The sequence below is a fragment of the Nitrospirota bacterium genome (assembly GCA_013388455.1).
In the GTDB taxonomy this organism is placed as follows: domain Bacteria; phylum Nitrospirota; class Thermodesulfovibrionia; order Thermodesulfovibrionales; family SM23-35; genus JACAFF01.
The window spans coordinates 118,901-140,157 of record JACAFF010000003.1; the positions used below are offsets into that span (position 1 = coordinate 118,901).

Annotated in this window: 25 protein-coding genes; 3 read left to right on the forward strand and 22 right to left on the reverse strand. The window is 33.8% G+C overall.

Features of this window, described 5'->3' with window-relative positions; genetic code table 11:
* Positions 1-21: 21 nt before the first annotated feature.
* The 21 genes from yedF to HXY53_01525 all read right to left on the reverse strand — a co-directional run bounded on the left by yedF (position 22) and on the right by HXY53_01525 (position 18,020).
* Positions 22-612, reverse strand: a complete 591-nt coding sequence (gene yedF / locus HXY53_01425) for a sulfurtransferase-like selenium metabolism protein YedF (GenBank protein ID NWF75232.1) — start codon at positions 610-612, stop codon at positions 22-24.
* A 37-nt stretch (positions 613-649) separates the two neighbouring features.
* Entirely contained in the window at positions 650-982 is a 333-nt protein-coding gene (locus HXY53_01430) for a hypothetical protein (GenBank protein NWF75233.1), read from the reverse strand.
* A 2-nt stretch (positions 983-984) separates the two neighbouring features.
* Positions 985-1,209, reverse strand: a complete 225-nt coding sequence (locus tag HXY53_01435) for a hypothetical protein (GenBank protein NWF75234.1) — start codon at positions 1,207-1,209, stop codon at positions 985-987.
* A 1-nt stretch (position 1,210) separates the two neighbouring features.
* Positions 1,211-1,720 carry a rhodanese-like domain-containing protein gene (locus HXY53_01440; GenBank protein NWF75235.1) on the reverse strand — a complete coding sequence of 170 codons (510 nt, stop codon included), beginning with the start codon at positions 1,718-1,720 and terminating at the stop codon, positions 1,211-1,213.
* Entirely contained in the window at positions 1,713-2,264 is a 552-nt protein-coding gene (locus HXY53_01445) for a DoxX family membrane protein (protein NWF75236.1), read from the reverse strand. The genes HXY53_01440 and HXY53_01445 overlap by 8 nt, the downstream gene beginning before the upstream one ends.
* A gap of 231 nt (positions 2,265-2,495) precedes the next feature.
* A complete protein-coding gene (locus HXY53_01450) occupies positions 2,496-2,837 on the reverse strand; it encodes a DUF2304 domain-containing protein (GenBank protein NWF75237.1) in 342 nt (113 codons plus the stop codon).
* A gap of 6 nt (positions 2,838-2,843) precedes the next feature.
* Entirely contained in the window at positions 2,844-3,560 is a 717-nt protein-coding gene (locus tag HXY53_01455) for a glycosyltransferase family 2 protein (protein ID NWF75238.1), read from the reverse strand.
* Positions 3,557-4,756 carry a glycosyltransferase family 4 protein gene (locus HXY53_01460; protein ID NWF75239.1) on the reverse strand — a complete coding sequence of 400 codons (1,200 nt, stop codon included), beginning with the start codon at positions 4,754-4,756 and terminating at the stop codon, positions 3,557-3,559. Before HXY53_01460 ends, HXY53_01455 begins: the two co-directional genes overlap by 4 nt.
* Positions 4,702-5,373: a class I SAM-dependent methyltransferase gene (locus HXY53_01465; GenBank protein ID NWF75240.1), complete on the reverse strand. Its 672-nt coding sequence runs from the start codon at positions 5,371-5,373 to the stop codon at positions 4,702-4,704. The genes HXY53_01460 and HXY53_01465 overlap by 55 nt, the downstream gene beginning before the upstream one ends.
* A 9-nt stretch (positions 5,374-5,382) precedes the next feature.
* Positions 5,383-7,269, reverse strand: coding sequence for an asparagine synthase (glutamine-hydrolyzing) (gene asnB / locus HXY53_01470; protein ID NWF75241.1), 1,887 nt, complete (start codon positions 7,267-7,269; stop codon positions 5,383-5,385).
* Positions 7,269-8,159 carry a class I SAM-dependent methyltransferase gene (locus HXY53_01475; protein NWF75242.1) on the reverse strand — a complete coding sequence of 297 codons (891 nt, stop codon included), beginning with the start codon at positions 8,157-8,159 and terminating at the stop codon, positions 7,269-7,271. The genes asnB and HXY53_01475 overlap by 1 nt, the downstream gene beginning before the upstream one ends.
* Before the next feature lie 99 nt (positions 8,160-8,258).
* A complete protein-coding gene (locus tag HXY53_01480) occupies positions 8,259-9,191 on the reverse strand; it encodes a methyltransferase domain-containing protein (GenBank protein ID NWF75243.1) in 933 nt (310 codons plus the stop codon).
* Positions 9,188-10,369, reverse strand: a complete 1,182-nt coding sequence (locus tag HXY53_01485; protein ID NWF75244.1) for a glycosyltransferase family 4 protein — start codon at positions 10,367-10,369, stop codon at positions 9,188-9,190. The genes HXY53_01480 and HXY53_01485 overlap by 4 nt, the downstream gene beginning before the upstream one ends.
* A gap of 5 nt (positions 10,370-10,374) precedes the next feature.
* Positions 10,375-11,052, reverse strand: coding sequence for a class I SAM-dependent methyltransferase (locus HXY53_01490; protein NWF75245.1), 678 nt, complete (start codon positions 11,050-11,052; stop codon positions 10,375-10,377).
* A 10-nt stretch (positions 11,053-11,062) separates the two neighbouring features.
* A complete protein-coding gene (locus HXY53_01495; GenBank protein ID NWF75246.1) occupies positions 11,063-11,980 on the reverse strand; it encodes a sulfotransferase in 918 nt (305 codons plus the stop codon).
* Complete coding sequence (locus tag HXY53_01500) at positions 11,965-13,326, reverse strand: flippase (GenBank protein ID NWF75247.1); 1,362 nt, start codon at positions 13,324-13,326, stop codon at positions 11,965-11,967. Before HXY53_01500 ends, HXY53_01495 begins: the two co-directional genes overlap by 16 nt.
* A 74-nt stretch (positions 13,327-13,400) precedes the next feature.
* On the reverse strand, positions 13,401-14,036 hold the full coding sequence (locus HXY53_01505; GenBank protein NWF75248.1) for a winged helix-turn-helix transcriptional regulator: 636 nt from the start codon (positions 14,034-14,036) through the stop codon (positions 13,401-13,403).
* Positions 14,037-14,214: 178 nt separating this feature from the next.
* Positions 14,215-14,856, reverse strand: a complete 642-nt coding sequence (locus tag HXY53_01510; GenBank protein NWF75249.1) for a YdcF family protein — start codon at positions 14,854-14,856, stop codon at positions 14,215-14,217.
* Positions 14,857-16,227 carry a radical SAM protein gene (locus HXY53_01515; protein ID NWF75250.1) on the reverse strand — a complete coding sequence of 457 codons (1,371 nt, stop codon included), beginning with the start codon at positions 16,225-16,227 and terminating at the stop codon, positions 14,857-14,859.
* 12 nt (positions 16,228-16,239) lie between these two features.
* Positions 16,240-17,265, reverse strand: a complete 1,026-nt coding sequence (locus HXY53_01520; protein NWF75251.1) for a glycosyltransferase family 2 protein — start codon at positions 17,263-17,265, stop codon at positions 16,240-16,242.
* Between the two features lie 14 nt (positions 17,266-17,279).
* The gene (locus HXY53_01525) at positions 17,280-18,020 is read right to left on the reverse strand and encodes a segregation/condensation protein A (protein ID NWF75252.1); all 741 of its coding nucleotides are present in this window, start codon (positions 18,018-18,020) and stop codon (positions 17,280-17,282) included.
* Positions 18,021-18,175: 155 nt separating this feature from the next.
* On the opposite strand from HXY53_01525, the gene HXY53_01530 reads away from it, so the two are divergent.
* Both HXY53_01530 and HXY53_01535 read left to right on the forward strand, forming a co-directional pair.
* On the forward strand, positions 18,176-19,207 hold the full coding sequence (locus HXY53_01530; protein ID NWF75253.1) for an alcohol dehydrogenase catalytic domain-containing protein: 1,032 nt from the start codon (positions 18,176-18,178) through the stop codon (positions 19,205-19,207).
* Positions 19,197-19,661 (forward strand): cupin domain-containing protein, encoded by a 465-nt coding sequence (locus tag HXY53_01535; protein ID NWF75254.1) that lies wholly within the window; start codon positions 19,197-19,199, stop codon positions 19,659-19,661. The genes HXY53_01530 and HXY53_01535 overlap by 11 nt, the downstream gene beginning before the upstream one ends.
* Here HXY53_01535 and HXY53_01540 read toward each other — a convergent pair.
* Complete coding sequence (locus HXY53_01540; GenBank protein NWF75255.1) at positions 19,658-20,731, reverse strand: DUF763 domain-containing protein; 1,074 nt, start codon at positions 20,729-20,731, stop codon at positions 19,658-19,660. The genes HXY53_01535 and HXY53_01540 overlap by 4 nt on opposite strands.
* Before the next feature lie 248 nt (positions 20,732-20,979).
* Here HXY53_01540 and HXY53_01545 point away from each other — a divergent pair, with 248 nt between their 5' ends.
* Complete coding sequence (locus HXY53_01545; protein NWF75256.1) at positions 20,980-21,234, forward strand: hypothetical protein; 255 nt, start codon at positions 20,980-20,982, stop codon at positions 21,232-21,234.
* Positions 21,235-21,257: the final 23 nt, after the last annotated feature.

The window sequence follows — 21,257 nt, forward strand, 5'->3', positions numbered from 1 at the left end:
TTTTCATCCATATTTACCTCCTTACCCAATCCAGACAGTCTTCTTATAGTCTTTAACACCTTCTACAAGGTGATTTGTTGTGCCTCTAAAACCAACCTTTAGCTCTGATTCAAGATTGAAGAACTTAAGGCATGTGCCACAGGTAAATATTTCTACTCCCATTTCTTCAATCTCTTTAAGAATAGGAACCATTTCGTCGTCCACTGTAGTAAGTTTCACACCTGTGTTCAAAAAGAATATTGCATCAGGTAGCTCTTTATATGCTTTAATCGTCTCAAAATATGCCTTCATAAGGATTCTGCCAAGCTCTTCCTCTTTGCCCATTGTATTAGTACCTATTATGAGAAATAGATCTTTGCCGGGTTTCTTTTCTTTAGTTTCTTCAGCAGGAACCTCACAGACATATCCCTTAACTATCTTGACACGCCAGTAATTTTCTTCCTTTATTACGTCTGAATAGAAATTGTTCTTTGCTGCAAACCTCTTAAGATTAATCGCGGATGCCTCGTTATCAACGAGTACTTCTATACCGCCCTCTGTTATTTTTGATAATGCCTCCTCTGCCATAAGAACAGGCTTTGGACATCCATAACCTCTTGCATCAACAATCATCTCATTCAGCCTCCTGATTAATTATGAAAAAAGAGTATCATCTTATCTGAATAATCCCTTTTGGTTCGTTGAAAACCTCCCCTATTACACTTGCAGAAGGCGTATTTCGCTCTATGAGCCCATTTAAAAGTTGTATGGACTTTTCCTCAGGGACATATATCAAGAGACCACCTGAAGTCTGTGCATCAGCCAGAATATCTGCAATAACTGGGTCTAATTCAAGAAAAATATCCAGGTATTGACTGCAGAATTTCTGGTTCAAGTGGCTACCTTCTGGTATCATTCCCATAGACGCAAATTCTAAGGCATCAGAAATCACAGGAACCTTATCAGAATAAATACGGATACAGACATTACTTGCCTTTGCCATTTCTATGGCATGACCAGAAGTCCAAAACCTGTGATATCAGTGCATGCATTGACTCCTATCTCGGTCATCACCTCAGCAGCATCTTTATTCAATGTAGCCATCAATTCTGTAAGCTCAAGTGTCTGCTTTTCATTTAGTTTTCCACTTTTTAAAGCAGTTGATAAAAACCAGTATTGAAAGGTTTTGTCAGAATCAAAAGTATGAATTACATCAAGTCCTCCCTTAATTTCATTTCACCTTTTCTACTGGATAATCAGCCTCCATCCATGCCTTAATTCCACCAGGATACCTATAAACATTTTTATAACCTAACTTTACAGCCCACATAGCACCGTTATGGCTACGGGTGCATTTTGTAAAACCACAGTAAATTACAATAAGTCTTTTTTTGTCAGGTCCAAGTAGTTTTTCAAAAGCTGCCTTGGTTTTCTCATCAAGAGTTGTAACTTCAGGTATAGGGAATTCAAACTGAACAGCACCAGGTATATGTTGTTTCTTATAGCTGTCCTCATAAGGCATGGTATCAACGATGAGCACATTTTTCTTCTGGTCAAGCCAGCTTTTGAGTTCCTCAGTTGATACAAATTTATAGCCACCTCTTTCTACTTCCTTTGCAAAATTCACAGCTATCTTTTCTGTCTCAATCTCTTTCTCTCCCCATCCAGCAACACATTTGTTCATCAAAGCAAATACAAAGAAACTACATACCAATAAACCTAAAAACATTTTTTTATACATTTTCCTGTTCCTCCTTTTTTATGAGTTTTAAAGATTTTGTTCTATTAAGTAATCTGTCTGATATAAATAGATAAATCACCGCAACAATCATCGAAATATCTCTATAAAAGGCATGCCATAGACTTGCATGGCTCTTTAGTTCTTCAGGAGAGAAACATCCACAATCAATATCAAGGTTTCTCAATATCCCATACCACAGGACAAAGACAAATATAATTAATAGACCGAAAATTATACTCAGACTGCCTCTAATAGAAAATATCAAGCCTACTCCAGCTAATACTTCTATGGCTGGCAGACCTATAGCTATAGGAGCTAATAGTACTTCAGGCACTAATTCATATTGAGAGATTGCCTTTGCAAATGCCTTTGGGTCGACCAACTTAATAAAACCCGCATAGATAAATATCAGGCTTATAGAAAACCTGATTATGTGATAAAAGAATGGTGAGATAAGGATTTTTCTTAAATAAGAGAAAAATCTCTTATCTTTAAATAAAGAACTGACTTTTGTGTCAGGAATTTTAACAATTTTTTCATTCATTTATTTAAATAATAAAAAATAGAAAAACTATAATTCAAATTGATATTATCTATTGTAATAAATAAAATCATAGATTTTTTCTTTCTAAAATTGGACTGGAAAGGTAGCAACTGAAGAAATAAAGTAAAAATTTTTATATTATTAAAATATTTAATTAGTGAGGGTTAAATAGGAAATATTTTATTGAGAGTTTACTACTATCTTGGAAAGCTTAAAAAGGAGGGGTGCTATTCAAACTTCTTTTTTGACACTTTTCAGTATAGCAATCTCTTGCCCGAGCTCTTTTATTTGCCTGCTAAGTTTCGTAATCTTTACAGAAAAATGCAGGTTTATCAATACTAAAATCATAAGTCCAAAGATAAAGATAGTTGTTGTATGAGCAACAGCACCTACTATATGTGTCAACTTTTCAAGCAAATCTTCCCACAGGACAAGAATAACGATTCCAATTCCTATAACAATCCATAAAAATGAATACTCTTCATCGAGTTTTCTTCTTCTGACCATTTCGATAATAACTACAAAAATACTTATCCCTATAATTAAAGCAAATATTTTTTGATGCAATGTCATCTCTTATTATCCCCTTTTTTTTCTTAACAAATTTAAAAAAATTGAAAATAACATTTTATATACATAATAAAAAGGTTTCAATCCGCTATGCATGGAGCGTTTCCCTGACATTCTTTCCATCCTTACAGGAATCTCCCTGAATCTCATTCCATTCCTGTGAAGCATTACGATAACATCTGCGTCAGGATAGTCTGATGGATATGCATCGCTTGTATAAAGCTCCATTACTTTTCTGTTCAGCGCTTGGAAACCTGATGTCGGATCAGTAACCTTCTTTTGTGTAACTATGCATACTATGCGGGCAAAAAAGAAAGCCCCAACTCGTTTTATGATCGAAGGCATGTAATCACCTTCATTTAAATATCTCGACCCTATAACTAAATCAACTTCATTATTAAGAACTGGTTTTATAAGGGATTTTATAAATGAAGGATCGTGCTGACCATCTGCATCAATCTGAACTGCATATTGATATCCTTTTTTTAGAGCATATTTAAATCCAGTCTGGAGGGCGGCGCCATATCCGAGATTAAATGGAAGCTCAATGACCTCTGCGCCTGCTTCCTTCGCTTCCTGAACTGTGTTATCTGTACAGCCGTCACTTACGACAATAATATCTGCATCACTGAATTTCCTTATCTTAGCAATTGTTGAAGCAATCCTCCCAGCTTCATTATAGGCGGGAATTATGATTGAAAGGTTATTTTTTGATTCAATGCTCATAGATTTTTATAAAGATTAATATACTCTTCTACTACTCTTTCGATCGAAAATTTTTCAACTATTATCTTAACTGCTTCAGCTTTTATTTTATCTCTTAAATCATCATCTTTTAATAATTTCCTGATTGCATTAGCTAAATCAGATATATTGCCTGGTTCAAAAAGGATTCCTGATTTGCCATCCTCAATAACATCTACAACTCCACCTATTTTTGATGCTATAACAGGAATTCCACAGGCCATTGCTTCTAAAAGAGAATTAGGAAGTCCTTCTTGCAGTGATGGTAAAACAAAAATATCAGCGCTATGAAGATAATCAACAACATTTTCAACCCATCCTTTAAATGTAATTTTATTCGAAATATTTAAATTATGTGCAATCTTTTGAAGATAAATTTTTTCCGAACCATCCCCAAGAATAATCAGGTGAACATCTGAAAATTCCCTTTGAATAATATTCAATGCTTCCAACAGAATATGCACTCCCTTGCGTTTTTCAAGAGCACCTGAAAAAACAATAGTCTTATTAAGATTTTTCTTTGCAAAAATAGGATGAAAAAGCTTAAGATCAACAAAATTTGGAATTCGATAGATTCTCTCCTTTTCATACCCTTCATAAATTAATCCATCTTTGATCTCATTACTGATAGCAATAAAGCAATCAACCTTTTTCAAGAGAGAAATAATAAATTTGCTTAAAAACCCATATCTTCCTTTGAAAGACCCTGCCTCGATCCCCAATTTTGCAGAAGAGACTTTTGCAATAACCTTCTTTTTAAAAATTTTCAAAAAAAAGATTGTAGTTATAAGCGGGATACTCGCTCCATGAAAATGAACTATATTATAATCTTTCTTTCTTTTAATTAACGTATAAAGTAGATTAATTGAAAAAGTTACTGAAGTTAGAACATTTAGAAAATTTATTGTTTCTATTCTATGTTCAAATGGTCTGGCTGCCCATATTCTTATACACTTAACCTCTGAAAAAAAATATGGTACATGTTTTAATTTTCTTGTAATTACGAAAATATTTAAACCTCTCTTATGTAATTCTGTTGTGAGAGTAACAGCCTGTTTTCCTATACCTCCCAATCCAGAATGATATACAGGACACACAACACAAATTTTTAATTTCTCGCTGTCTATAATTTCCTCGCTACCATCAAACAGTGAAGACTGATTAACCAAATATGACAAGGTAGATTCTTTCTTGAAATAATTTCAAACCCATTTAGAACTAAAAATTTATGCATTTCTTTAGGGGTCCATTGTTTGACATGACCTGAGTCATAAAAAGCCTCTTTTAACTTGAAAGTTATAATTCGTGAGTATTTAAAAATAATATCATGGGGGAAAAGTATTATAAAAAAGGCATTTTTTTTCAGGATTCTTTTTATCTCTGATATTGCTTTATCAGGATGGTCAAGATGCTCTATGACTTCAATGAGAAGAACACAATCGACAGATAGATCATTAAAAGGCAAGGAATATACACTACCGTGATAAACTTTTAAATTATGAGCTTTACAAATCTCTATGTTTTCTTTAGAAGGGTCTATTCCAATAATCTCCTTTTCAGGAAACATCTGCAAAATCTTCTCAATCAAAATTCCTTCTCCGCAACCAATATCAATAATTCTCTTATTAACTTCTGTACATTTACTATCTACTAAATATTTAATAATTTTCCTATCTCTGTAATCCCAATACCATCGGCCTATACCACCTTTCTGATACTGTTCTCTTTGATAAATCATTCCTTCTTTGGGTAAATTCACATCAACAGGCATAATAATCTTTTCCTTAGTTATCAAAATAAAAAACTATATATCTATAAACATCCTGTGCCAGAGTTCTAGCATTAATAGATTCCATATATGGTTGTGCCAATTCCATTTATTAGACATATGTTCATCAAGTATTCTTTTTATAGTTTCTTTTTTAAAATAACCTCTCGAGATAGCTTTTTCGCTCAATATAATATCATAAGCCATATCTCTTAATTCGTTTCTAAACCAATGGTCTATTGGAACACCAAAACCCATTTTCTCCCTATAAAGCAACTCATCTGGCAAAATTCCTTTGAGCGTCTCTTTTAGAATATACTTTGTTATACTACCATTAAGTTTTAAATCTGATGGAATTCTTGCTACAAACTCCATGAACTCATGATCAAGGAATGGAGATCGAGCCTCAAGCGAATTTGCCATAGAGGCAATATCAACTTTTACAAGTAAATCATCAGGTAAATACATCATCACATCAGCATAAAGAGTCTTATCAAGAAAACTGTTAGCTTCAGCTTCTCTATATTTATTAAAAATGAGATCAAAAGAATCCGTTGATGAAACCTGTCTGAAAAAATCATCTGTATATAGCTCCTTTTTCATATCTGAAGTAAAATGACATAACCAGTGTGCATTTCTCATCTCAGGAGATTTGATATACTCGCCAAGAAACCTTTTCAACCTCCAGAAAAAATTATTCGGCGTTTTTCCATGTGGCATTAAAGAAATAACTGGCAAAATTAATTTAGCAATAGATGAAGGCAAAATTTTGTGCATCCATATAGAAATCTGATTTGCTACATATCTTCCATACCCTGCAAAGTTTTCGTCACCTCCGTCACCATTCAGAATTACAGTCACATGTTCCCTCGCTAGTTTGGAGACATAATAAGTCGGGATAGCTGAAGAATCTGCAAATGGTTCGTTATAATGCCATATCAATTTATCAATAATATCAAGAGCTTTTGGTTCTATAATAAACTCTGTATGCTCTGTTCTGAATTTTTTTGCAATTACTTGTGCATATTTGAGCTCGTTGTATGTATCTTCTTTAAACCCGATAGAAAATGTCTTCACCGGTTTATTCATCACTTCTGACATCATGGCAACTACTGCACTGGAATCAATTCCTCCACTTAAAAATGCACCAAGCGGCACATCGCTGATAAGCCTGATCCTTACGGCTTCCTTCAGCCTTTCGAGGATTTCTTTTTTTAATTCATTCACAGGCATTGTATGTTTCGGTAGATAAGATATTTTCCAGTATCTCTTTATAGTAACTTTTCCATTCTTGTATATGAGGTAATGCGAAGGCGGCAATTTCTTTATATTTTTAAATGCAGTCCAGGGAGATGGCACATCCTGATAGGTCAGATAATGGTGTATCGCAGTAAAATCAGGAATCTTTTCGAATGTCTTGTCCTGAAGAATCGATTTTATTTCAGAGGCAAAGCAAAAGGTATCTGAAGAATGCAAATAATACAATGGTTTTTTACCGATCCTATCTCTAGCAAGAAAAAGAGACTGAACTTTTTCATCCCATATCGCGAAGGCAAACATTCCCCTTAAATATCTTAAACATTCTGTACCATAATCTTCATAAAGATGTAGAATCGTTTCTGTATCACTCCTAGACCTGAAAAGATGTCCTCTCCCGATTAAATCCTTTCTCAATTCAAGAAAGTTATAAATTTCTCCGTTAAAAACAATCCATATAGTCTCGTCCTCATTTGACATAGGTTGGTGGGCAAACGGTGAAAGATCTATTATTGAAAGTCTCCTGTGACCTAGACCAATATTATTTTTAATATAAATACCCTCATCATCTGGCCCGCGATGCGAAAGAGATGAGGTCATTTTCTTAAGGATGATTTCATCAATAGGTTCATTATTAAAATTTATTTTTCCGCAAATACCGCACATTATTCTTTAATGGCAATTATTCTAATTGACATTCCTATTTTTAAAAAATTAGATAATCTACATAAAATTCTATATGGCACAAACAAAATATTTTTTAAAAATATATTTGATAACGCTCTCCTATTAAAAAAAATCTGAAGCATTGACTGATTGAATCCAGAATAAATAGATATTGGGGAAAAACCTGCTGACTGGACGATCTTTTTTAGTGTCATAGAAGTAAAATAATAAAGATGTGCTGTTGGATCAAATGTATGTGATCTGTCCCTTGTGTTCAAAAATCTATTGCTCAAGCAATAGATATTACTTAGATTAGGCACTTCAATAAAAATCATGCCCTTTTTTTTCAATATCTTGTTTGATCTCTTTAAGGCTCCCAAAGGGTCGGGGACATGCTCAAGAGTCTGGATAATGGTTATAAGATCAAATGATTCGGGTGTAAAGGTCGCTTCCTGCAAATGTCCCTGGATTATATTCAATCCGTATGTTTCTTTTGCATATGTAACAGATTGCACATTTGGTTCAAGTCCGGTCACATGGAATCCCTTTGATTTTGCAGTCTTCAGAAAGGTTCCGATACCACATCCGATATCCAGTAATCTCATACCGGGCTCAAATTTTAAATACTGCAATACTTCTTTAATAAGATAACAAAAAATAATTTTATCTGTTTCTTCTTTTTCTTTAAAATAAAATACCGTATTTTCATTATCCCTGTATTGATCGATAAGATCCTTATGGCTTATTTCATTCGATACACAAACTAAACCACATACCCGGCATCTAATAAGATCATACCAATCGTCAGAGTATAGGGATTTAACTCTCTTGTAAAGTCTAAAAGATATACTGCCACAAAGGTTACAAATCTTTTTGTTTTTTAACAGCATTGCATTCTAATAAAACTGACTTAAATACTTTTTAAAAAGGTTTTTATCAAAAAATTCGCTTTTCCGATATGGCCTGTGTTGGCTTTAGAAAAAGTGAGTTTAACTCTTGAATCCCTTCATGCAAACCGGATAATCGAAAAGCTCTATATCTTTAAAACCACTTTCCTTAAACCATCTATAAACTTCAGGATATGTATGCTTCCACTGATATTTGGGTGTATACCAATCAAATGTATCAAGCCATCTCCATTTCCACTTTGGCCAGTTAGCAGTGGGGAAGGCGAATTGAAGCGCTGGTCCTAAAAAAGGGATTTTATGGATGTAGTAAAGGGGAATAGCAATAGCGGAAATAATATACATTAAACGTAAAGGCAATCGGACAGTTATCTTTCTCCATAAATCACTGTATCTATGATAAACCCCTTTTTCATATATAAAAACAGCAAAAGCACCACCCTTCTTTAATAAAGGGACAAGACTCTCAAAAGCTTTTTTAGTATCTGGAGTATGGTGTAAGACACCAATAGAATACATATGGTCAAAAGATTCCCTCTTAAAAGGCGGTTTGAAAATATCTGCCTGCACAATATGGACATTCTTTCTTTGTCCTATATTTTTTTGGGCAGCATCAACAGCATAACTTAAATCAAAGCCAATAACTTCCCCTTCCCACCGTGATACAATATCAGCAAATCTTCCTGCTCCGATACCAGCATCAAGAAATACTTTTCCCACAACATCTTCTTTCATGAATCCGGTTTTATAAATAAATGTTTCTTCTGATTCGCGTGTATTGTTTAATATATCCATCTGCACATCATGAAAAACATTCCATTCAAAACTAAAGCTATCGGTATAACTATCCAGCTTGACAAATCTTGGTATAAAGTCTTTTACAGGAAATATCTTGTGACATTTCTGGCAAGATAAAGTTCCTTTCTTTATTTCGGAGTTTTCAATTATCTCTATCTTTAAATTCAATGTGTTTTGGCATTCAGGACAAGCAAGAAATTCGAGTAATCTCTCCTTCAAAATTTCCTCCAGTTAACAAGTTTTTCAAAGATTTCTCTGTATTTTTCAGCGATATGCTCTATCGAGAATTGTTGCAATATTTTCTTTCGAGCATTTTGACCAATTTTTTGAGCAAAAGTTTCATTCAATATTAATTTTATTATTTTTTCTTGCAAGCCTTTTTTATCTTCAACCTCCAGCAAAATTCCGTCAATTCCATCTTCAATTATTTCCGGATTAGAGCTTACATTTGTCGATATCACTGGAAGTCCTGTTGCCATAGCTTCAAGTATAACATTAGACATACCTTCTGAAAGAGTTGGTAGAACAAGCATATCCGAAGCTCTGAGATATTCATCCACATTATTAACTGTGCCTATATAAGAAATATTATCATCCAAATACGATAATACTTTTTCTTTTTCAGGACCATCGCCTATTATAATAAGATATGCTGATTTACAGACATCATGGACATTTTTGAATATGTTAATTAACATATCTACTCTTTTTTGAGGATCAAGTCTTCCTACAAATAAAATTATTTTCTTATCAGGTAGCGATAATTTAGTTCTTAGGTGTTTCTTTTCCTCAATTCCTTTAACAGGATAAAATATCCCTGTATCTACTCCGTTAGGGATATGTACTATTTTGTTTTTTTCAAATCCTGCTTTGATAAGTTCTTGCTCAATTTCATTACTAAGACTCACATATGTATCTGCCCATCGAACAAATCTCTTTGTGAGCCAACCAAAAGGCAGCTTTTCAAACATTGCAACATCACCGCAATACCCTCCGCAAGCAATCTTTACAATAACAGGTTTATGAAACAGCTTTCCCGCAAGACAAGCAATAGCGCCGTAACTATATAATTGCACACCATAGATCACATCAAAGGATCTTCTTATATTTAACATTAGAAAAAGAGCAGCTATATAAAAAATGATTGAAGCTATGTATCTTGATTTCTTAAGGGGTATTCTGTATATAGTCACCTTATCCTTTACTTCCGTGTGCCAGGGCACCTTGTGAAGAATACTTTTCTCTGCGAAATAACTTGTTATTATTGTAACCTTCATTCCCTTCTCTGCAAGTTCTCTTGCAAGTCTCCATGCCTGTTTTTCCATACCTCCAGGTGTATCAATGTCCCAGACAATAAAACATACACCTAAATTGTTATTACTAAGTCTACATCTCATTCTTTTCAAAAAATTGTAGATTTTCCTAAACAGCCTAAGCTCATTGCGTAAGAGAAGTAATTCTGTAGGATTCTATATATACCAAATGGCAAACAGTATCTTATAAACATGTGCAGACTTGTTGGAATATCTCCATAACCAAAAGTAGATATGTCAATAAGACCTGCCTCAATACATATTCGCTTTAACTGCCATATATTATATATTCTTTCATCTGTAATCTTTCCTGTATATTTTGTGTATCTACTTGGTATTACTGCAATAATAAACTTGGCACATTTAGCTTGCTCTTGCAGTAATTTAACCGTTACATCCTTATCAAAATGTTCAATTACTCCAACAGAAAAACACAGATCAAATCGCCTGTAATATTTATTGAGATTAAATGCGTCAGCATGTTCTATTGTAAGATTTGAGCCAAGAGTTTCAGCACTGTTTTTAGCTCTATTTACAATCTCCAAATCGCTATCTATAGCAGTAACTTTATAACCACAAGCTTGTAGATATATTGACGATAGCCCATAGCCGCACCCTACTTCGAGTATCTTGGAAGGAGGATTTATATATTTTTTTATCTGATAATATAATTGGGCGTTAAAACTACAATGTTCTATAGCATAATTAAAAATATTTTTATCTTTCAGTATTTTATCAAAATATTCAATCCAGCGATTATCATTCATCTTAATATATTTAATTCTTAACCCAATGGGTCAGGTCTCTTCCGACAAGTTCGCTTAACTGCTCAACTTCATGACTAAATTCCTTTTGAAGTTGAATTCTTAGTATATGATCCATCGGTGGTCTCTTTTTGTATATAGTATTCATTTTAGTAAGCATCTTGATTATCCAATTTTGTAAATTTTTTGGTATTTTCAAATATTTACCATAGTGGATAAAACTCTGTGGCGGTCTGATTAACAATCTTTGCAGTTTTGGACTGATTAATTTTTTATTAGGGTTTATTGTATTAAAATCTATCTCAAAATCCTCTTTTACTCCAAGAAAATGTAGTATAGCACGATAGACCTCTCGTGGTTCTCTAAGAAGGTCATCAAAAATAATAAAATGTATATTCTTCCTTCCAAAAAGATTCAGATATCTTGTTATTTGCCCAGAAAATTTAACAACCTCCCGATAAAATAACGTCTTCGGTAAATACGCTGTAGGTGGAATTTTTTTCCCCTGTTTCCTATATTCTTCTGCATTTAAAGCCTCTTTAAAATCCAGTATATCTTCATTCCCTTCGTATACAAATTGACTATGCAGTGAATAAAGCAAATCTACAGGATTTCTCAGCATAATAATAATACTCGCGGAAGGAGCAAAAGCCTTAATCTCCTTAGCAGCAGATTTTGAATATAGATACCATACTGAAGTTTCTCCAATTCTTTTTTCATTATGTGCTTTTGAAAATAAAGAAATATACTGGTTCAAATTAATTCTTTCACTACGAAACTTGAAATCAAGATCAGTTCCAAAATAATGAATTTCCTTTACTTCTGGCATAAATATTTCAGGATGCTGTTTAAGGTAATAGTTCATAGCTGTGGTACCACACTTTGGTGCTCCTACTATGAAAAAATCTGGTTTTTTCAATCTCTTTTCCATAATTTTATTATTCCAAAAGCTGTTGTGTGTATTTTTAGTCTTCTATAGACCCAGATTGCAAGCAGAATATTCCATACTATAATACTTGATGCTGTAGCTATGGCAGCCCCTTCAATTCCCCACGAGGGTATCAAAATAGCATTTAAAAATATGTTAATAATGGCACTGATGCCAATACCTGTAGCAGCATCTTTTTCATGCCCCGTCATTATCAGGAGATAGCCAACAGAACCCGTCGCGACATTAAAGAATTGTGCGACACTGAGAATCTTCAAAGCTAAATTTGCGCTTAAAAATTCATTACCATACAACATTAAAAAAAATTTTCCAAAAAAAATTAATACAAATGCTATAGGAATCGAAAAAATTAAAATAATTCTTGCAGTTGATGTAACAGCATACTGTAGTTCTTCAATTTGCCCAGTTGTATATAATCTTGCAATTGTTGGAGCAAAAACAGTATTGACTGAAACTAATATAAAGGTTATAAACTCTGCTCCACGATTAGCAATATTATAAACACCTGCGAATTCCGTTCCTTTTAGTAAACCAAGCATAATTACATCAGCCCATGCATTAATAACATACAAACTGTTGAAGATTAGTAAGGGAAGGCTACTTTTTAACCAGAGTTTCATTTCGTATATAGGAGTAATATCTTTAATATACTGACTAATAGATTTCTTTAACATATATCTTAAGGCTATTAAAATTAAAATTGAGGCTATTATAAATTCAATAATTGCTAAAGGTGCAGACAATTTTTTGTTAATAATGAAGAACGTTATCAAAATGAACAAAATGAATAAAATTGGTTGTATGATCATTTCTGGAACTTGTCCACTCATAATTCTATGAAGACCTTGCAATGTTGATTGGTGTAATCTGATTAAGGTAAATATTGGTAACAATAAGAGAGAAAGTAAGAATGAACTTAAGACATTTAAATCATGAGATTTCTGGACAACTAATGCTATAATAGCGACTAAGAACATCAATATAATTGATACAACAATCGCTATCACATAAGTTCTGCGGACAATTCCATAAATTAATTCCCATTTAAATTTAGCATGATAAGTTGAAACATATCTCAATAAAAGTTTATCAAATCCCATAATAGAAACCATCATCAGAACCGAAACCCATGCAAAAGAATAGGTAAAAATTCCATAATCAACAACACCTAGTAAACGTGCTAAAATAATACTTGTAACAAAGGAAAGTACTATTGAAATAATTCTAATGACAAATATTCCAGAGGCCCTTTTAAATAAGGCAAAACTTATTTCAACATCCTTTTTACGATTCGATTTTTTTAATATAACCAATAATTTACCAATCAAAACTGAACAGGCTACCGCCATTCAGTATTTTTTTCCTATAGATAAAAATACTCCTCATTTTGGATAAACTTTATCTAACCACTCTTAAGTGATAAAGGGAATATGTTCTTTATCTTTTCAGATGGTATATCAGCCTCTATAAGTTTTTTATAAACCGCTTCTCTCCTCAAAAAAGTACTCACAATTACATAATCAGCTTCAATACATTTAATTTTTTCAAAAGGCAATATTTTATATTTAAAAAAATCCTTACCAACAACTTCATCATCCACAATACCTGCAAATTTTATTTCAAACTCCTGTAGTGAAAGATAGGCTATTTCAGCAGCCTCGTCAGCTCCAGCAAAAACAACACTTTTTACACCTTCTCCTGCCAAATTAGCAAAAAGTTCTTTGAAATCTTTTCTCGCTACTCTGTATAAGGTCGTAAAATTTTGAAGATGATGGTAGGTTAATCTTGTTTTTTCAGTAAAGCCTTTTGGTGTGAGATAATATGCATATCTTCTTGCAGGTATTGCCTTGATTGTAATATAGCCTTTTGAAACGAGGTTTTTGATGTATGAGTTTACAAGACCAAGTGCAATATTTAGCTTTTTACTAAGGTCTCTCTGAGAAAGCTGTTCCCCTTTTGAAATCTCATCGAGTAATAATAAAGACTTGTAGGTGTCGTGGAACTCATACTTTTCATCGTTCACTTTTTGAACGTTCATATTATGAACATATCACATAAAAGATACTATGTCAATTAATTTAATCAAAAATACATTAAAATAATGCAGATGTTGTGAGAAAATTTATTTTTCGATACCTTAGTGTACTTTTAATTAATGGTTTTACAAATATTTTTATTCATTGAACAAATCTGTATATTTTAATAAATTCATCGAGTTAAAGAAATTTTCGAGCAATGTCTGCTGAAAAATTTACATTATCTTTAATGCCAAATATCCAGAGCCAGATGAATTTGGAATACTCATCTAAAACCATCGCCCTGTCTCTTCTTCTTTCCCACCATTTACTAAAATTAAACCAGCTTGCTTCAACAGGAGTACTTATCAGCTTTATTTCGTTACCCATAATCTTCCTGAATATTTTGGCGGCTCTTTTGCTGTGATAAGGTGAAGTGACAAGGATACATGACCTGTATTTATATCTATTTAGAATCTCTTTTGTAAATATAGCATCTTCTTCTGTACTTTTAGATTTATCTTCAAGCAAAATAGCATCTTTTGGCACACCGAGAGATATTGCATGTTCTTTCATGAGAGAAGCCCATGTATATTTCCAGACAATCGGACCACCTGCCATTATTATTTTATCTTTCCTTGACCAACCTTCTTTAAAAAGTTTGACTCCATGTTCAACCCGCTCTGTCTCCTCACCTGCCAGAATAACTATCACATCAGCAGGTTTTAATTCATCTCTGCAATACAGATATCTCCCTGCCTTTTCTAATAAAAAACTATGACCGACATACAGAAGAACCATTATAAGAATAAAAGTTATTACTATCTTAATTAATTTAAACATTTACTGAAAATACCATTTCATCAACTTAAAGCCTGCATTTGCTTTTCTGATTAATTCTTTTAAGCTCCTGACCTCTCTCAATCTTTCACCTATATACCATGGACTCAAATAAAATCTCCTGTGCGCCTCTTTTAAAATCCTGTTTAATTTATATTCATCCCAATTTTCATTAATTATAGCCGGCCTCTTGATATCTCTATCCATTGGATTTTTTGCATTTACCTCTCTATACCATCCCCTTTCGATTGTATCGTCATAAAGTTTTGTGCCAGGGGTTGGCGAAAGAATGCTGAATTGTGCATATGCGGGTTTTATTTCTTTTGCAAACTCTATTGTCCTCAATTCATCTTCGAATGTTTCAACAGGAATACCAAGTATAAAATATGCCATGGGCTTTATGCCGGCTTTCCTTGTCAATTCAAATGCCCTTCTAATTTGTTCTATAGTTGTACCTTTTTTAAGATAATCAAGTCCTTTTTGATTTCCACTCTCAACTCCATAAGCTATCATTGAACAGCCTGCTTTTTTCATCAGATTGAGAGTTTCTTTATCTATTAAATTTACTCTTCCTTCACATTTCCATTCGAATTCGAGTTTTCTTGAAAGTATTCCATCGCATATTTCTTCAACTCTTTCTTTTTTAAGTGTAAAAAGATCATCATAAAAAATTATAGATTTAATTTTGAAATCTTTCACAACATGTTCAATTTCATCAAGGACATTTGACGCACTTCTGCCTCTCCATTTTGAACCAAAAACAGCTTTGTCACAAAATATGCAATTATACGGGCATCCTCTTGAAGTAAACATAGTTGTGACTTTCCCTGAAGACAATATGTATTTGTATTTATCATTTGGCAATAGTTCTCTTGCAGGGAAAGGTATGTCATCAAGTTGATTAGTAAAAAGAGCAGGTTGATTTTCAAAATCTCTTGTTATAAGACCCGGAACATCTTTAATGTCTTTATTCCTATCGATAGCATCAAGTAACAATATAAAACTATTTTCCCCCTCGCCCTGTATTGCAAAATCTATATCAGTAAACTGTTCAAATATCTTTTTGCCGACAACTGAAACATGAGGGCCACCAATAACTATGTACTTCGCATGTTTTCTCGATATAATAGCAGTCCTTAAAGCATTGTCAACAACAGGAGTCATACCCGTTATCCCTATAAGATCAGGAGATAAGTCCTTGATACGTGCCTCAAGTGAAGACATATCAAGTGAATCTGCAAAGGCGTCTATGATTGATACCCTGTATCCATGATTTTTTACAACAGAAGCAAGGTAAGCAATACCAAGCGGCGGGACAACAATATCTTCATTAACTTTTTTTCTGGGAGGAGGTTGTATTAACAGTATCTTCAAAAATACTCCTGCCTAATCCTTAAGCGCAATTTCTCTTGCACTGATACCGAACTTTTTGAGCCATAGCGTAAAGTCATGCCGATCCGTTTTTTTAATTTTCTTTAAATCTGAGCGTTTTTTTATTATTTTACAAATTCCCTTCAGTGCATCTAAATAAGCTCTTAATAATACAGCCACAAGTTTAAATTTTGAGTATTGTTCTGAGAATCTTCCGGCAGAACCTTTTCCTGAAAACGCCCCATAAGCCTGATATATAAATCTCGTAAATGTATAGAAAGGACTAATTAGTATCCTACTCAACGGGAAGTACTTAAATAAAATCCACAACCTGTTTCTCTCGACAAGATATGCTTTTAAGGGCGAATACCTTCCTGCTGTTGCAGATGATCTATGATAAACTATTGCTTCTGGGACAAAGATACATCTCCATCCTGCTATCCTTGCTTTCAGGCCGATATCCGTGTCATCTCCGTATGCGAAGAAGTCTGGATCAAATAGTCCGATCTGATCGAGCATTACCTTTGAATAAAGAGCTGCGCAGCCACTCGGGAAAAAAACTTCTTCCTCTTTATCGTACTGTTTGCTATCGAGTTCAGATTTTCCTCTCCCTCTGTTGAGACCATCAGGATATATAAGATGCCCTGCTGTATCAATAATGTTGTGATTATCATAAAAAAGTATCTTTGAAGCCCACATGCCTGTATTCTTATTTGACCTTCGTGCAGAATTAACTAATGAATTAAGCCAATTGATATCAGCGACTGCATCATTGTTTAAAAGCGCTATATAATTACCACTTGCAGCGTTGATTCCAATATTGTTACCAAGAGCGAACCCTACATTTGTTTCATTTCTGATAATTTTAATTTTATCATGATACTTTTCTGTTATAAACTCAAAAGAACCATCTTGAGAACCGTTATCAACTATTATAATCTCCTTGTTTCTATAAGTCTGCATGAGGACAGATTCAATGCATTCTTCTATATATCCTCTTCCGTTATAATTAAGGATGATAACAGAAACAAAAAAATCCATAATTTTAATCTATATCACGTCTGATTTGAGATTGTGGTCTGTTTTGCAGGGTTTATTATCCATATATTCCCGAATGCTTTTTCCTGATACGCCTTAATCAGGCCGAGCCTTATCAGCTCAAGCAGTGCAATAAACGTTATGATGAGTTGCATGCGAGTTACTCTATCTCTAAAAAAATCTTCAAACCTTACAGCCTCCTGTCCTTCTATAATCTCCATAATGAAAGCCATTCTGTCTTTTACTGTTAGAGTCTCTTTTGTTATAGAAATAACTTCAGGGGGTGCTTTATCAAGTATTTTTTTAAATGCATCAAGGAGGTCGAACAAGCTCAGATCAAAAAGGTAAAGTTCTTCCTCTTCTGCATCTGATTCTGATAATGTTTCTTTACGAAAAATTTTCATCCACTCCTCTTCTCTGTTTCTAAGACTAATAGCTGCTTCCTTGAACTTCTGATATTCGAGTAATCTTTGCACGAGTTCAGTTCGCGGATCTTCAATTTCTTCAGAGGGAATTTCCTCATCAGGCGGAAGCAACATCCTTGATTTAATATGTATGAGAGTTGCAGCCATAACAATAAATTCTCCAGCAATCTCAAGATTCAATTCTTTCATAATCTCAATATAGTTAAGATACTGGCTGGTTATAAGAGCAATGGGGATATCATAAATATCAAGCTTGTTTTCTTTAATCAAATGAAGTAGTAAATCAAAAGGCCCTTCAAATACTGGAATTTTTATTGTGTATGAATCATCCATAAAATAAGATATTTTAACAAATTATGAGATATAAAGTAGAAGGGTGCCCTTAGGTTATCAAAGACAGACATAAAGTTACTGTGATAGAATAGATAAATTTTTTTATGTTTGAAAAATCAATAGATAAATCTTGTTAAGTCTTTGAGGCATACTCTTTGAAAGTGGCAAAGCTATACAACTTCAACGATATCCGTGTAGAAGACATACCCATTCCTGAAGTCGGCACTGGAGATGCTCTAATAAAAACAAAAGCTTCAGGAATATGTTCGGGTGACGTTATGCAGTGGTATATTGAGAAAAAAGCTCCACTTGTTATAGGCCATGAACCCGCTGGTGATATAGTTGAAGTTGGCAAAGAAGTAAAATTTTTTAAGCAAGGGGACAGGGTTTTTGTCCACCATCATGCACCTTGTTTTACCTGTAGATATTGTATAAGAGGTGATTATGTCCAATGTGATACATGGAAGAAAACAAGGATAATCCCTGGTGGTATTTCTGAATATATCCTTGTGCCAGAAATAAACCTTAAAAATGATACTCTGAATTTACCTGATAATATGAGTTATGAAGATGGGACTCTAATTGAACCAACCGCTTGTGTTATAAAATCATTAAAGAGGTCTAAAATAAAATCTGGGGATACTATACTTGTCATCGGTCTTGGTGTTATGGGACAATTACATATTATTCTTTCAAGAAAATATGGTGCTGAAAAAATTATTGGTGCTGATAGAGTTCCTTTCAGGCTTGAAAAGGCTAAGGAGTTCGGAGCTGATGAAGTGATTGACGTTTCGAGTTCTAATCTCTATGAATATATTAAAGAACTTACAAATGGAGAAATGGCCGATCTTGTTATTGTCGGGCCAAATAGTGTTGAAACAATGAAGCAAGGAATATCTTTAGTTGGAGCAGGAGGAAGAGTTTTATTTTTTACTCCTTCAAAACCGGGTGAAATATTATCCATATATCCAAATGATTTATATTTTAAGGATATTAACATTATCACGAGTTACTCCTGTGGACCGGATGATACAAAAACTGCTCTTAAATTTATTGAAGATGGCTTAATAAAATCTAAGGATCTCATTACACATAGATTCCCAATAGATAAAACAGAAAAGGCTTTCAGGCTAACAGCAACTGCAAAGGATTCTTTAAAAAGCGTGATAATATTTAATGATAACTAAAAAGAATATGTTGCCAAACCTCTGTGAATGGAAGAAGATTCAAGAAAATTGCACTATCAGCAATATATCAAGGCTCTACAAATATAAAGGTAATTTTAGCTGGAAAGGCATAAAGACTGAAAAATATAAAAACTCTGGTAATGATTGGGCTGGTATGATAAGAAAGACATTAATCGGTGCTCATGGTGAATCAACAAGATTTCATGTAAGATATTTTGAAATCGCTCCCGGCGGATACAGCAGTTTTGAAATGCACAGGCATGAACATGTTGTTATATGTGTAAAAGGGAAAGGCATCTGTATTGCTGGGAAGAAAAAACTTAAAATTGGATTTCTCGATATACTTTATATCTGTCCTGAAGAACCACATCAATTACGAAATCCTAACAAAGAAACTTTTGGCTTTTTCTGTATTGTAAATGCAAAAAGAGACAAGCCACGATTAATACGCTAATCAAAATATTTCATAAGCCTTTTTATCGCATGCATCTTCTCTTCATGCCCTATGCTTGCGGAATGAATGGCTCTTTTCATGATATCGATCGTCTTGTCATATGTCTTCCTGTCCACAGGGAAAGGGGTTCCATCCTTACCGCCATGAGCAAAACTGAACCTTGCAGGATCACGATAGCTCGGTGGAGTTCCATAAATTATCTCTGATATAAGACTCAATGCACGTATTGTTTTTGGACCTACACCTCTAATCCCGAGAAGTTTCTCAAAGTCTTCTGGTTGGTTCTCGTATGTCTTTGTAAGTATCCGGTGAAGTTTTTTCGGATCGATGTCAGATACAGTCACAAAATGTCTTTCAGCAAGATTGAGTGTCTGAATCTTTTTAATTTCTCTAACAGTCTTTTCAGGTTTTTGTTTTGATAAATCAGCACATGTCTTTCGTGTATCTTCACTTTCAACCGCAACGAGATTTAATGTTTTCACCCTTTTATCGCAACAGACCGCAGTATGTGGTTCAACTACAAAATCTGTTTTAGGATTTCCAAGCCAGTGATAACGTCTTGCTGTTCTTTTATTTTCGTTCAAACCCTGCTGTATCACGGACCATTCACCATTCCCTGTAAAAATAAATACATGATGATAAAGCTGGTATCCATCCTGAACAGCAATATTGTCTACTTTTGCTGACATTCTACTTGCATATATAAGTGGTTCTGGATTAATAAGAAACCTCTCTGAATATATCCTGATCTGCTCTGGTGTTTTACGTGATGTTTTACCTTTTCCACCTGCAATAAAAACTCTAAGATCATCTTCCATTCCTCTAAGGCCTTCTTTTAATGCCCCTGTCACTGTTGTAGTAAGTCCGCTCGAATGCCAGTCAAAACCGAGCACACATCCCAACGCCTGAAACCAGTAAGGATCAGCAAGCTTTTGAAGAAATGCCTTCTGACCAAATTCGCTCACAATTGCATAGATAATCTCTCTTGAAAGCGATACCATTCTTTCAAAAAGCCATTTTGGAGCTTTACCATAATGGAGTGGCAATGTTGCGATTCCAGTTTTTGGCATTAATAAATTATAGTATTCTGTGAAATTATTTACATTTTATTTTAATTTGGCCTTTTATTTTTAATATAAACTTATTTTATCCATTGGTTATAATATAAAAGGTTTATTATTTTAAAATATTGTTTTTAACATTATATATTTTGCTTAGATAAATGTCTGTTCGGTGTTCATATTGCGGCAGAGAGTATGATATAACCCTGTTTGAATTTAACAGGTCGGTTATATGTATATGTGGAAATCGAGTCACAATGAGACATGAACAAAAGAAAGATAAGTCAATTTTTGCAAAAATTGCTGAAGACAAGCAGATAAATGAGATTAGAAGCATGGCTGATAGGATTGCTTTCCTTATTGTTTGCAGTGACTATCCTTTGATAGATATTGAAATTGAAAAACAGAAACTCAAGGATAGAATTTCAGAACTTTTCCCGGATAAAGTCTATCTATATGACCTCATTTACGAATCAAGATTCAAAAGATTAATAGACCAGTTCAGGAATTAAGAACCTGAAGCTGGTGGGCTACG